Annotated in this window: 14 protein-coding genes and 1 tRNA gene; 11 read left to right on the top strand and 4 right to left on the bottom strand. The window is 65.3% G+C overall.

Annotated elements, in window-relative coordinates; all coding sequences use genetic code 11:
* Positions 1 to 76 precede the first annotated feature (76 nt).
* The 4 genes from L0D16_RS11525 to L0D16_RS11510 are packed head-to-tail and all read right to left on the bottom strand — an operon-like array spanning position 77 to position 2,782.
* The gene (locus L0D16_RS11525; RefSeq protein WP_243032341.1) at positions 77 to 745 is read right to left on the bottom strand and encodes a queuosine precursor transporter; all 669 of its coding nucleotides are present in this window, start codon (positions 743 to 745) and stop codon (positions 77 to 79) included.
* The gene (gene hpt, locus L0D16_RS11520; RefSeq protein WP_243032340.1) at positions 742 to 1,287 is read right to left on the bottom strand and encodes a hypoxanthine phosphoribosyltransferase; all 546 of its coding nucleotides are present in this window, start codon (positions 1,285 to 1,287) and stop codon (positions 742 to 744) included. Before hpt ends, L0D16_RS11525 begins: the two co-directional genes overlap by 4 nt.
* The gene (locus L0D16_RS11515) at positions 1,284 to 1,994 is read right to left on the bottom strand and encodes a pseudouridine synthase (protein ID WP_243032337.1); all 711 of its coding nucleotides are present in this window, start codon (positions 1,992 to 1,994) and stop codon (positions 1,284 to 1,286) included. The genes hpt and L0D16_RS11515 overlap by 4 nt, the downstream gene beginning before the upstream one ends.
* 2 nt (positions 1,995 to 1,996) lie before the next feature.
* Positions 1,997 to 2,782 carry an enoyl-CoA hydratase/isomerase family protein gene (locus L0D16_RS11510; RefSeq protein WP_243032335.1) on the bottom strand — a complete coding sequence of 262 codons (786 nt, stop codon included), beginning with the start codon at positions 2,780 to 2,782 and terminating at the stop codon, positions 1,997 to 1,999.
* 45 nt (positions 2,783 to 2,827) lie between these two features.
* On the opposite strand from L0D16_RS11510, the gene truB reads away from it, so the two are divergent.
* The 11 genes from truB (at position 2,828) to fusA (ending at position 12,721) form a co-directional block, all read left to right on the top strand.
* Positions 2,828 to 3,766: a tRNA pseudouridine(55) synthase TruB gene (truB, locus tag L0D16_RS11505; protein WP_243032333.1), complete on the top strand. Its 939-nt coding sequence runs from the start codon at positions 2,828 to 2,830 to the stop codon at positions 3,764 to 3,766.
* A 1-nt stretch (position 3,767) separates the two neighbouring features.
* Positions 3,768 to 4,877 carry an alanine dehydrogenase gene (gene ald / locus L0D16_RS11500; RefSeq protein WP_243032330.1) on the top strand — a complete coding sequence of 370 codons (1,110 nt, stop codon included), beginning with the start codon at positions 3,768 to 3,770 and terminating at the stop codon, positions 4,875 to 4,877.
* A gap of 1 nt (position 4,878) precedes the next feature.
* On the top strand, positions 4,879 to 5,220 hold the full coding sequence (locus L0D16_RS11495; protein WP_243032328.1) for an Asp23/Gls24 family envelope stress response protein: 342 nt from the start codon (positions 4,879 to 4,881) through the stop codon (positions 5,218 to 5,220).
* A complete protein-coding gene (locus tag L0D16_RS11490) occupies positions 5,213 to 6,778 on the top strand; it encodes a DAK2 domain-containing protein (RefSeq protein ID WP_243032326.1) in 1,566 nt (521 codons plus the stop codon). The genes L0D16_RS11495 and L0D16_RS11490 overlap by 8 nt, the downstream gene beginning before the upstream one ends.
* A gap of 64 nt (positions 6,779 to 6,842) precedes the next feature.
* Positions 6,843 to 7,661, top strand: a complete 819-nt coding sequence (locus tag L0D16_RS11485) for a hypothetical protein (protein ID WP_243032325.1) — start codon at positions 6,843 to 6,845, stop codon at positions 7,659 to 7,661.
* A 200-nt stretch (positions 7,662 to 7,861) separates the two neighbouring features.
* Positions 7,862 to 8,290: a 3D domain-containing protein gene (locus L0D16_RS11480; RefSeq protein ID WP_243032324.1), complete on the top strand. Its 429-nt coding sequence runs from the start codon at positions 7,862 to 7,864 to the stop codon at positions 8,288 to 8,290.
* A gap of 18 nt (positions 8,291 to 8,308) precedes the next feature.
* A complete protein-coding gene (locus L0D16_RS11475; protein WP_243032323.1) occupies positions 8,309 to 9,430 on the top strand; it encodes an ABC transporter permease in 1,122 nt (373 codons plus the stop codon).
* Between the two features lie 41 nt (positions 9,431 to 9,471).
* Positions 9,472 to 9,546, top strand: a tRNA-Thr gene (locus L0D16_RS11470).
* Between the two features lie 204 nt (positions 9,547 to 9,750).
* Entirely contained in the window at positions 9,751 to 10,164 is a 414-nt protein-coding gene (gene rpsL / locus L0D16_RS11465; protein ID WP_016328548.1) for a 30S ribosomal protein S12, read from the top strand.
* A gap of 7 nt (positions 10,165 to 10,171) precedes the next feature.
* Entirely contained in the window at positions 10,172 to 10,642 is a 471-nt protein-coding gene (rpsG, locus tag L0D16_RS11460) for a 30S ribosomal protein S7 (protein WP_243032321.1), read from the top strand.
* 3 nt (positions 10,643 to 10,645) lie between these two features.
* Complete coding sequence (gene fusA / locus L0D16_RS11455) at positions 10,646 to 12,721, top strand: elongation factor G (protein WP_243032319.1); 2,076 nt, start codon at positions 10,646 to 10,648, stop codon at positions 12,719 to 12,721.
* Positions 12,722 to 12,830: the final 109 nt, after the last annotated feature.

Here is a 12,830-nt window from a genome sequence, read left to right as displayed (position 1 = left end):
TAAGGCTCGGACGGAGCCTTCGGGGACGGGTTTACACCCGGAGCCGAGAAGCCTTGCTCTTTAGAGCAGGGTGTCGTCACGCCAAACGAAAGGGGTTAAAGTCCGTGTCCCGGTCGTAGACGTCAAGCCCCTCCACCCGCTTGAGGAAGCCCACCACCCCGTAGGTGATAGGGAGCATGAAGGCCTCCACGCCCACCTTGAAGACGTAGTTGGAAAGGAAGACGGTGAGGAGCACCTCCGGGGGGAAGACCCCGTAGAAGGCCACCAGGAGGAAGATGCCCGTGTCCAGCCCCTGGCCCACCAGGGTGGAGGCGATGGCCCTCAGCCAGAAGAAGCGCCCCTCGGTCTTCACCTTCAGCTTGGCCAGCACATAGGCGTTGGCGAACTCCCCCACGAAGTAGGCCAGCAGGCTACCCAAGACGATCCTGGGGGTAAGGCCCAGAAGGAGGCCAAAGGCCTCGGCAAAGCGCTGGCTTTCCCCGTCCTTGGGTGCGGGGAGGGCGGCCACCCCTTGGAAGGTGAGGGTGGCCAGGAGAAGGGCGAAAAATCCCAGCCAGATCACCCGGCGGCTACGCCGGTAGCCGTAGACCTCGGTGAGCACATCCCCGAAGATGTAGGCCAAGGGGAAAAGCAGGGTACCGCCGTCAAAGGTGAAAGGCCCTAGGATCACCAGCTTGGTGGAGGCCACGTTGGAAACCAAGAGGACGGCGGTGAAGAGCACGGCGATCAGGTCCAGGTACTTCATTCCTCCTCCGGATGAAGGGAGGTGATGAAGGGCAGGTTGCGGTCAAACTGGGCCCGGTCCAGGCCGTAGCCGTAGACGTAGGCGTCCTCAATCTCAAAGCCCAGGTAGTGGATGGGCACCTCCACCTGGCGGCGGCTGGGCTTGGAGAGGAGGGCCGCCACCCGCACCGAGGCGGGCTTGCGGGCCTCGAGGTAGTCCAGCAGGTAGGAAAGGGTAAGCCCTGTGTCCACGATGTCCTCCACCACGATCACGTCCCGGCCATGGATGGGAAGGCGCAGGTCCTTTAGGAGTTCCACCTCGCCGCTGGTGCGGTAGGCGTTGCCGTAGGAGCTGATGGAGATGAAGTCCAGGGTGAGGGGAAGGGGGATGGCCCGCACCAGGTCGGCCATGAAGATGAAGGCCCCATTCAGGACGCAGATGAGGTGCGGGGTTTTCCCCTGGTAGTCCTGGGCGATCTGGGCTCCCAGCTCCTTTACCCGGTTTGCTAGGGTTTCGGCAGGGATCTGCACGGGTCCGTTTCCCGCGGTGAACATGGCCCTCATTCTACCGAAGTTTGTTGAAGAAGGGCCTCTACCTCCTCCGGCGATAGCCGCCGCCACTTGCCCGGGGGAAGCTGGCCCAAGCGGATGGGCCCCACCTGGAGCCTTAGGAGGCGCTTTACCGGGTAGCCCACCTCCTTTAGCATCCTGCGCACCTCCCGCTTCCGGCCCTCCGCCAGGGTGAGGAGGGCCCCCCCGGGGGCGGGGCGGCAGGCCAGGGCCCGAGCGGGGCCATCCTCCAGCTCCACCCCCTCTAGAAGCCTCTGGCAGACGGACCTGGGCAGGGTACCCCTTTCCGTCCAGACCCGGTAGACCTTCCTCACCCCATAGCGGGGATGGGTGAGGCGGAGGGTCAGGCTCCCGTCGTTGGTGAAGAGGAGGAGCCCCTCGGAATCCCGGTCCAGGCGGCCTATGGGGTGGAGACCGGGGATAGGGGGCAGGAGGTGGAAGACCGTCCTTTGGGCGTGGGGGTCATGGCGGGTGGTGGTGTAGCCCCGGGGTTTGTGCAGGGCCAGGACCACCCTCTCGGCCAAGGGTTCCACCCGCTTGCCGTCCACCTCCACCACGTCCCCTGGGTTCACCTTCTGTCCCAAGGTGGCCACGGCCCCATTCACCCGCACCCGGCCCTGGCGGATCAGCTCCTCCGCCTTCCTGCGGCTCGCCACGCCCGCACGGGCCAGAAAGGTCTGTAGACGCAGAGGCTTCTCCATGGCTAGAACAGGGGTTTTCGCTTTTCCCTAAGCGCCCTTAAGCCCTCTTCCAGCTCCTCCCCTTGGAACCCCAGAAACTCCAGGGCCAAGGAGACCTCAAAATGGGGCAGGAAGGTGCGGAACCAGTTGTTTAGGGCGTGCTTGGTGAAGTTCAGGGCCTCCTTGGGGCCTTCGGCCAGGCGGGTGGCCACCTCGAGGGCCTTCTCGTACACCTGGTCGTCCTCCACCGCCAGGGCCACCAGGCCCAGCCTTTCCGCCTCCTCCCCGGTGAGGGGTTCGTTGAGGAGAAGGTGGTACTTGGCCTTGGCCATGCCCAAAAGAAGGGGCCAAAGGAGGACCGCATGGTCCCCGGCGGCCACCCCAAGCCGCAGGTGGCCGTCCAGAAGCCTGGCCCCCTTGCCCGCCACCACCACGTCGCTGGCTAGGGCCAAGGCCAGCCCCGCCCCCACCGCCACCCCTTCCACGGCCGCCACCACGGGCCTGGGGAAGTCCAAGGGTCCTAGGACCAGCTCCCGGGCCTCCCAAAAGACCCGCAAGAGGGCCCGGTGGGAGGCGCGCATCTCCTCAATCAGGGCGAAGGAGCCCCCGGCGGAGAAGACCCCACCCTCGCCCCTTAGGAGGACGCTCCTCACCTCTTCCAGCTCCCGGAGGTCCCGCCAGATCCGGGCCAGGTCCCGGTGGGCCCTTGGGCCCAAGGCGTTCAACTTCTCGCCCTTTAGGGTGATCTCCAGCACCCCGGGCCGGGGCCAGGCCAAGGCGAGGCTGGGGTAAAGGTCTTGCAGGTCCATGCCTCCATTCTTTTCCCCACCGGGTGGTGATACAATCCCCTAGGCATGGCCCTCTATGCGGTGGACAAGCCCCTCCACCTCACCTCCCATGACGTGGTGGAGGAGGCGAGGCGCCTTCTCTCCACCCGCCGGGTGGGGCATACCGGCACCCTGGATCCCTTGGCCACGGGCCTTCTCCTCCTGGTTTCCGACGAGAGCACCAAGCTGGTCCCCTTCCTCTCGGGGGAGGAGAAGGAGTACATCGCCTGGGTTTCCTTTGGGGCCACCACCCCCACCTTGGATGCCGAAGGTCCCATAAGCGAGGAGGCCCCGGTGCGCTTTGACCGCAAGGACCTGGAGAGCGTGCTCCCTTCGTTTTTGAAGCTGAAAGAGCAGGTGCCTCCCCTCTACTCCGCCATCAAGGTGGGGGGGAAAAGGGCCTACGAGGTGGCCCGGGAGGGAAAGCCCTTGGAGCTGGGCCCCAGGCCGGTAAAGTACCTGGAGGTGGAACTCCTGGCCTGGGACCCCGGGCCCATCCCCCATCCCATCGCCCCCTCGGCCAAGGGCTGGCGGCTTGCGGAAAAGGGCGGGCGCAAGGTGGAGCTTCCCAAGCCCTTGGGGTCCTACCCCACCGCGGTGATCCGCCTGGTGGTGGGCCCCGGCACCTACGTGCGGGCCTTTGCCCGGGACCTGGGGGAGAGGCTAAAGACCAAGGCCTTTCTCTCCGGGCTGGTGCGCACCCGCATCGGCAAGGTGGGGTTGGAGCGGGCGGTGAAGCTTTCCGAACTCTCCCCGGAAAAGGCCATCCCCGAAACCGATGTTTTGCCCTTTCCCGCGGTGGAGCTTTCCCACACCGAGGCCCGGCGCGTTCTGGAAGGGGTTCCCTTGCCCATCCCGGCTTTGGGCTATGTGGCCTTGGTGGATTCCCGTAGGAGGCTTCTGGCCATCGCTGAGGGCGACGGTTTCAAGCTCAAGATACGGCGTGTCTTTGTAAAGGAGGCCTAGTATGGTGATCGGCGTACCCAAGGAGATCAAGACCCTGGAAAACCGCGTGGCCATGACCCCGGGTGGCGTGGAGAGCCTGGTCAAAAGGGGGCATACCGTGCTGGTGGAGCGGGGGGCGGGCGTGGGTTCCGGCCTATCCGATGCCGAATACCAGCGGGCGGGGGCCGAGCTGGTGAGCCGGGAGGAGGCCTGGGGGGCGGAGATGGTGGTCAAGGTGAAGGAGCCCCTTCCCGAGGAGTACCCCTTTTTGCGCCCCGGGCTTATCCTCTTCACCTACTTGCACCTGGCCGCCGACCGCACCCTTACCGAGGCCATGCTGCAAAGCGGGGTCACGGGGATCGCCTATGAAACCGTGCAGCTTCCCGATGGTTCCTTGCCCCTCCTGGTACCCATGAGCGAGGTGGCGGGGCGCATGGCCCCCCAGGTGGGGGCCCAGTTCTTGGAGAAGCCCCATGGGGGCCGGGGGGTGCTCCTGGGCGGGGTGCCGGGCGTGGCCCCGGCCAGCGTGGTGATCCTGGGGGGCGGCACCGTGGGCACCAACGCCGCCAAGATCGCCTTGGGCATGGGGGCCCAGGTGACCATCCTGGACGTGAACCATAGGCGCCTGCAGTACCTGGACGATATCTTTGGGGGCCGGGTAGTCACCCTCACCGCCACGGAGGCCAACATCAAGAAGAGCATCCAGCACGCAGACCTTCTCATTGGGGCGGTTTTGGTGCCGGGGGCAAAGGCCCCCAAGCTGGTCACCCGGGACATGCTCCCCCTCATGAAGGAGGGCTCGGTGATCGTGGACGTGGCCGTGGATCAAGGGGGGTGCGTGGAGACCATCCGCCCCACCACCCATGCGGAACCCACCTACATGGTGGAGGGGGTGGTGCACTATGGGGTGGCCAACATGCCGGGGGCGGTGCCCAGGACCAGCACCTTCGCCCTCACCAACCAGACCCTGCCCTACGTGCTCAAGCTGGCGGAAAAAGGCCTGGAAGCCCTCTTGGAGGATAGCGCCCTCCTTAAAGGATTGAACACCCACAAGGGGCTTCTCACCCACCCCGGGGTGGCCGAGGCCTTCGGCTTGCCCTATACTCCCCCCGAGGAGGCCCTAAGGAGGTAGGATGCCCGGACGGGTGACGGTAACCGAAGGGGCCTTGGCCTCCTTGTTGGCCCTGGCGGCCCACGAGGTGCCGGGGGTGGTGGGGATGGCCCCCGCGGGGCTTAAGGACCAGGTGGTGCGCATCCTAGGCCGGCAGGAGGCCAGCGAGGGCGTGGTGGTGCGCCAAGACCCGGCCAACCCGGGTAAGTACACCGCGGACTTCTACGTGGTGGTGGCGGTGGGGACCCGCATCCCCACGGTGGTGGAGTCCCTGGCGGAGCGGGTGGCCTTTGCCGCCAAAAAGCTCGCTGGGGTGGAGCTTTCCCAGGTGCGGGTGCACGTGGTGGGGGTGGGGCGTGGCTAGCCTGAGGCCGGAGGAGCTTGCCGAGGCCTTCCGCTACGCCACGGATTGGTTTTCCGTGTTCGTGGAGGAGCTCAACGCCCTCAACGTCTACCCGGTTCCCGATGGGGACACGGGGACCAACATGCACCTCACCCTGCAGTCGGCCCGGCGGGAGCTGGACCTGGCGGACACCTCCAAGATGCCCGAGGTGGCCCGGGCCATAGCCTACGGGAGCCTTCTTGGGGCCCGGGGAAACAGCGGGGTGATCCTTTCCCAAATCCTGAAGGGGTTCAGCGAGGCCATCCGCCAAAAGGAGGTGCTGGATGCCCCCACCCTGGCCGAGGCCCTGCGCCTGGGGGCGGAAACCGGCTATAAGGCGGTGATGAAACCGGTGGAGGGGACCATCCTCACCGTGGCCCGGGCTGCGGGGGAAGGGGCTAGAGGGGAGGTCCTCGAGGAAGTCCTGGAACATGCCCTTAAGGCCGCCCGGGAGGCGTTGGAAAAGACCCCGGAGCTCCTTCCCGTTTTGCAGCAGGCGGGGGTGGTGGACGCTGGGGGTGCGGGGTACGTGCGCTTTCTGGAGGGCCTACGGGGGTACCTCCTGAGGTTACCCCTGCCCGAGCCCCCCAAGGTGGAGCGCTACGCCCAGACCGCCTTCGCCACCGAGGAGTTCGGCTACTGCACCGAGTTCCTCATGGAGGGGGTGGAGGTGCCCATTGAGAGGATCCGGGAGGCGGTGGCCCCCTTTGGGGACTCCCTCTTGGTGGTGGGGGCCGAGGGGTACGTGAAGGGGCACATCCACACCGATGACCCCGATGGCCTCCTGGCCACCGTGGCCCGCTTCGGCCGCATGGTGCGCACCAAGGTGGAGGACATGACCGAGCAGCACACGGAGATCCTGGCCATGGCGGGGGCGGGGGAGGAGGCCCCGCCCCCCACGGGCCTGGTGGCCGTGGCCCTGGGGCATGGGCCCACCCGGGCCTTCCGCAGCCTGGGGGCCCGGGTGGTGGCGGGGGGGCAGACGCAAAACCCTAGCGTGGAGGACCTGCTTGCCGCCATCAGAAGCGTGGCGAGCCCTAAGGTGATCCTCCTCCCCAACAACCCCAACGTCTTCCTGGCGGCGGAGAAGGCGGCGGAACTGGCCAAGGAGTTGGGCAAGGAGGTGTACGTGATCAAGACCCGCACCCTGGGCCAGGGGCTGGCGGCCGCGGTGCGCTACCTCCCCGAGGTGGAAGCCGAGGAGCTCCTTCCGGAGATGGAGGAGGCCATGAGGGGGGCGGTGACCCTCGAGGTCACCTGGGCCAGCCGGGACGCGGAGGTGGACGGGGTTAAGGTCTTGAAGGACAAACCCATCGGCCTTTTGGACGGGAGGCTGGTCCTGATGGGGGAGACCCCGGAGGAGGTGTTGGAGGGCCTTATCCGCCTGGCCCAGGAGGGTAAGGAGATCCTTACCCTTTTCCTAGGCCCCAACGCCGAGAGGCAAAGGGCGGAGGAACTGGCGGGCAAGTTCCCGGGCCTGGTGGTGGAGATCCTCCCCGGAGGACCCGACCTCTACGCCTATCTGGGGGTCTTGGAGTAGGCTAAAGAAAACTTAAGCCTCCCTTCCTCCCTTCCCGGCTATCCTGGGAGTAAAGGGGGGTTTTATGTGGCGAGACAAAGGGAGACTAGCCAAAGGGTGGCTTGCGGTGCTTGCCGGGGGGTTGCTAGTGGCCTGCAACCTCCAGGGCACCCCACCGGTGAGCGGGGACCTACCTGTGGGGGGGTACGTTGTGGCCCAGCTTCCCCCTGCCCAGGAAAGCGGCGGGGAGCTCCGTCCCGGGGTGAGGGTGTACCGCATGGTCCTTTCCCAAGATGGGGCGGTGCGGGTGAGTGCGGTTTCCAGCGATCTGGGACTAAGGGCCCGGCTTCGCCTGGTGCTTTTGGACGATAAGGGGGTAGTGCAGGCGGTGAGCGTGGCCCGGAACTGGTTTGCTGCTAGGCAGGAACTTGCGCCCCTCTCCCTGCGTCCCCAGATCACCACCGATCCCGGGTACCGCCTCAGCTTCAAGGGGCGGTCGGGCCAGGCCTTTTATCTGCGGGTGGAGAACTACGCCCTAAGCCCGGACCGGGTTACCCTGTACGCCAATGCCTTTACCCCCAACCCTGCGGGAGACGGGGAAGCCTTCACCACCGGCGTAAAGCAGGGGGCCATAGAGTTCGTGGGGGAGTTTGACCACTACAATGTCTCTTCCGCCACGGGGTACCTAAGGCTCACCTATTCCGGCCCCTTGGACCTGGTGGCCCTTCTGTACACGGGCCCCTCAGACTCCTCCCCTTTGGTCCTGGACCCGGTGATGGCCTGTGCCCCCATCTCCCCCGCCACCCTTTTGGTGGTGCGGGATCGGGGCCTTTCCCGGGCGGGGTTTGACGAGGAGAATAGCGGCCGCTACCGCCTGGAGATCTCCTCCACCCCTTGCCCCTAGGGTTTGGGTGGGAGCGGATTGAGAGCAAGCTAAAGGGTCCTAAGGATTTTTTAATCCGGCATTTTCCGATAACGTCCCTTGGCGGGCCAGCCGCTTAGTGATCGGAACAATTCCATGGCCCTTGGGGGCTGGCTTGGATGAGCCAGCCCCCTCATCCTTCTCAGAAAGCTAAAGGGTTTACCCGCATACTCAAGGGCGCTATGCGGGGTTTCCTGATTTTGCTCCTCTTCGCCCTGGCCGTTGCCGGGGCTTGGGCCCAGTCTGGGGTACGAAAAAGCATGCTCCTCGAGGCCACCGCCTACACCTCCAGCGTGCGGGAGACCGACTCCACCCCCTTCATCACCGCCACCGGCATGCGTACCCGCCTGGGGGTTCTGGCGGTGAGCCCCGACCTCCTTAAGGTGTTGCCCTACGGCACCAAGGTGCGGCTTCGCGACCTGGGTTCGGTCCATGGCCGCGGCCGGGGGCAGTTTGATTACCTCTTTCGGGACCGGGTCTTCGTGGTGGCCGATGTGATGCACCCCAGGATGCGGGAAAAGGTGGACGTTTGGCTTCCCGACCGGGCCACCGCCTTGCGCTTTGGCCGGAGGCTGGTGGAGCTTCAGGTGGTGGAGTACCCCAGGCGCTAAAGTCCGTATCCTAAGGGCGTGCGCTTTGCCCTCTTCCTGGCCCTGGCCCACCTCAGGCGAAGACCCTTGCAGACCGGACTCGCCCTTTTGGGGGTAGGGGTGGGGGTGGCGGTCCTCCTCACCGCCCTTTCCCTCACCAACGGTTTTGTCAGCGGCCTGGTGCGGGCCACCTTGAAGGCCTATCCCCATCTGGTCCTTTTCAGCTTGAGCGAGGAGCTGCCTCCTTTTCCCGGGCGGGACCATCCCGGGGTGGAGGCCTACGCCCCCTTTGCCGCCACCAAGGCCCTTTTAACCCGCCCGGCGGAGGGCGCCAGGGGCCCGGGGGTGGACTTCGCCACCCTGGTGGGCCTGGGCGCAGGCGGGGAGGCCCTTTACCCGGAGCTGGGCCTAAGGCTGGAGCCCGGGGGCATCTACCTGGGCTCGGCCCTGCAGCAGTCCTTGGGGGCCTTTGTGGGGGATAGGCTTTACGCCATGTCCGCCACCCAGGAACGGGTGGAGCTTAAGGTCCTGGGGGCTTTCCGTACCGGTAACTACCTCCTGGATTCCGCCTATGCCTTTGTGGACCTAAAGACGGTGGAAAGGCTTTCCGGGATCAGGGCGCAAGGGTACCAGGTGCGCCTCAAGGACCCCTGGCGGGCCAAGGAGCTGGGTGGGGAACTGGCGGGTACCCGGTTCTTCCCCCAGGCCTGGCAGGACACCCAGCGCACCCTCTTGGAGCAACTCTCCTTGCAGAAGAGGGTTTTGGGCATCCTGATCTTCTTGATCGTGGCGGTGGCCGCCTTAGGGGTGGCCAACCTCTTGGTGCTCAAGGTGGTGGAAAAGACCCCGGAGATCGCCCTCCTTCGGGCCATGGGCGCCTCGAGGCTCACCGTGGGCTTGGTCTTTGCCCTCGAGGGGATCTTTTTGGGCGTGGGCGGCGTGCTCCTAGGCAACCTCCTCGGCTATCTCCTTTCCCTTTATTTGGCCCTCCGCCCCGTGGACCTGCCTGGGGAGCTTTACTTCCTCACCCACCTGCCCGTGGAGATGCGCCTGTCCGACTTCCTCTGGGTGAGCGGCGCAAGCCTGGCCGCCACCTTTCTTTCCGCCCTTTTGCCCCTCTTCCGGGCCCTCAGGGTCCAGCCCGGGGTGGTCTTGCGGTAGTTGCGCAAAAAGGGAGTCCTGCCCTAGACTCTTTAGGGCGGGCCGGTGTAGCTCAGCGGTAGAGCAACCGCCTCGTAAGCGGTAGGCCGCCGGTTCAAATCCGGCCACCGGCTCCAGAACCCCCCAGCCCCTCGAGGGCTGGGTTTTTCTTCGCCCCCCGGCTTGCCAAAAGAGGCCTAGCCCTGTACACTAATCAAGTTGAGGGCCCTCAGGGCCAGCCCCTGGCCCTGAGGGTGGTGCCCTGTGTGGGCAAAAGCCGGGGGAAGGCAACTCCCCCGGGTGGATCTTGAGAACACGGGGGCAAGTCCAAGAAGAAGGGAGTGGTGGCACTGCCGACGATCAACCAGCTGGTCAGAAAGGGCCGCGAGAAGGTCCAGAAGAAGAGCAAGGTTCCGGCCTTGAAGGGGTCGCCCTTCCGCCGGGGAGTGTGCACCGTGGTGCGCACCGTAACCCCCAAGAAGCCCAACTCCGCCTTGCGGAAGGTGGCCAAGGTGCGCCTGACCTCCGGGTACGAGGTTACCGCCTACATTCCCGGGGAGGGGCACAACCTGCAGGAGCACTCCGTGGTCCTCATCCGGGGTGGCCGTGTTAAGGACCTGCCGGGCGTGCGCTACCACATCGTGCGTGGGGTCTACGACACCCAAGGGGTGAAGGACCGCAAGAAGAGCCGCTCCAAGTACGGGACCAAGAGGCCCAAGGAGACCAAGGGCGCGGCTCCGGCCAAGAAGAAGTAGGTGAACTATGGCACGGAGAAGAAGAGCAGAGGTACGCCAACTCCAGCCCGACCTGGTCTACGGGGATGTGGTGGTGTCGGCCTTCATCAACAAGATCATGCGGGAGGGCAAGAAGAACCTGGCCGCCCGCATCTTCTACGAGGCCTGCCGCATCATCCAGGAAAAGACCGGGCAGGAGCCGTTGAAGGTCTTTAGGCAGGCGGTGGAGAACGTGAAGCCCCGGATGGAGGTGCGTTCCCGCCGCGTGGGTGGGGCCAACTACCAGGTGCCCATGGAGGTCTCCCCCAGAAGGCAGCAGTCCTTGGCCCTACGCTGGCTGGTCCAGGCGGCCAATGCGCGTTCCGAGCGGGGGGCTGCCGTGCGCATCGCCCATGAGCTCATGGACGCAGCCGAGGGCAAGGGCGGAGCGATAAAGAAGAAAGAGGACGTGGAGCGCATGGCCGAGGCCAACCGCGCCTACGCCCACTACCGGTGGTAAGCCATGGCGGTTAAGGTAGAGTACGACCTAAAGAGGCTCCGCAACATCGGCATCGCCGCCCACATTGATGCCGGTAAGACCACCACCACCGAGCGCATCCTCTACTACACCGGCAAGATCCACAAGATCGGTGAGGTGCACGAGGGTGCGGCCACCATGGACTTCATGGAGCAGGAGCGGGAACGGGGCATCACCATCACCGCCGCCGTGACCACCTGCTTCTGGAAGGACCACCGCATCAACATCATCGACACCCCGGGCCACGTGGACTTCACCATTGAGGTGGAGCGCTCCATGCGGGTCTTGGACGGGGCCATCGTGGTCTTTGACTCCAGCCAGGGGGTGGAGCCCCAGTCGGAGACCGTCTGGCGCCAGGCGGAGAAGTACAAGGTGCCCCGCATTGCTTTCGCCAACAAGATGGATAAGACGGGGGCCGACCTTTGGCTGGTGATCCGCACCATGCAGGAGCGCCTGGGGGCCAGGCCGGTGGTGATGCAGCTGCCCATTGGCCGGGAGGACACCTTCTCGGGGATCATCGACGTCCTCCGGATGAAGGCCTACACCTACGGCAACGACCTGGGTACGGATATCCGCGAGGTGCCCATCCCCGAGGAGTACCTGGCCCAGGCCCGGGAGTACCACGAGAAGCTCATCGAGGTGGCCGCCGACTTTGATGAAAACGTGATGCTCAAGTACCTGGAGGGCGAGGAGCCCACCGAGGAGGAGCTGGTGGCGGCCATCCGCAAGGGCACCATTGACATCCAGATCACCCCCGTGTTCCTGGGTTCGGCCCTTAAAAACAAGGGCGTACAGCTTCTTCTGGATGCGGTGGTGGACTACCTGCCCTCCCCCTTGGACATCCCCCCCATCAAGGGCACCACGCCCGAGGGGAACGAGGTGGAGATCCACCCCGACCCCGAGGGTCCCCTGGCGGCCTTGGCCTTCAAGATCATGGCCGACCCTTACGTGGGCCGCCTCACCTTCATCCGGGTTTACTCCGGCACCATCACTTCGGGCTCCTACGTGTACAACACCACCAAGGGCCGTAAGGAGCGGGTGGCCCGGCTCCTAAGGATGCACGCCAACCACCGGGAGGAGGTGGAGGAGCTTCGGGCCGGGGACCTGGGGGCGGTGGTGGGCCTTAAGGAAACCATCACCGGGGACACCTTGGTGGGTGAGGATGCGCCTCGCATCGTCCTGGAGTCCATTGAGGTCCCCGAACCCGTCATTGACGTGGCCATTGAGCCCAAGACCAAGGCTGACCAGGACAAGCTTTCCCAGGCCCTAGCCCGCCTGGCGGAGGAGGACCCCACCTTCCGGGTTTCCACCCACCCCGAGACCGGGCAGACCATCATCAGCGGGATGGGGGAGCTCCACCTGGAGATCATCGTGGACCGCCTGAAGCGGGAGTTCAAGGTGGACGCCAACGTGGGCAAGCCCCAGGTGGCCTACCGCGAGACCATCACCCGCCCCGTGGACGTGGAGGGCAAGTTCATCCGCCAGACGGGTGGCCGTGGCCAGTATGGCCATGTGAAGATCAAGGCCGAGCCTTTGCCTCGAGGCTCGGGCTTTGAGTTCGTCAACGCCATCGTGGGTGGGGTGATCCCCAAGGAGTACATCCCTGCCGTCCAGAAGGGGATTGAGGAGGCCATGCAGTCGGGTCCCCTGATCGGCTTCCCCGTGGTGGACGTCAAGGTCACCCTCTACGATGGCTCTTACCACGAGGTGGACTCCAGCGAGATGGCCTTCAAGATCGCCGGCTCCATGGCCATCAAGGAGGCGGTGCAGAAGGGGGATCCGGTGATCCTCGAGCCCATCATGCGGGTGGAGGTCACCACTCCTGAGGAGTACATGGGCGACGTCATCGGTGACCTGAACTCCCGCCGGGGCCAGATCCTGGGCATGGAGCCCAGGGGGAACGCCCAGGTGATCCGGGCCTATGTGCCCTTGGCGGAGATGTTCGGCTACGCCACCGATCTGCGTTCCAAGACCCAGGGTAGGGGCTCCTTCGTCATGTTCTTTGACCACTACCAGGAAGTCCCCAAGCAGGTGCAGGAGAAGCTCATCAAGGGGCAGTAAGGATGCCTTTCGGGTAGGCCTTAGGGCCTACCCCGCATGGAGAAAGGAGAGCGAAGATGGCCAAGGGCGAGTTTATCCGTACGAAGCCTCACGTGAACGTGGGGACGAT

This window comes from Thermus altitudinis (genome assembly GCF_022760835.1).
Taxonomy (GTDB): Bacteria; Deinococcota; Deinococci; order Deinococcales; family Thermaceae; genus Thermus; species Thermus altitudinis.
Note: the sequence above shows the minus strand (reverse complement) of the source record. Positions and strands in the feature narration are given on the sequence as shown.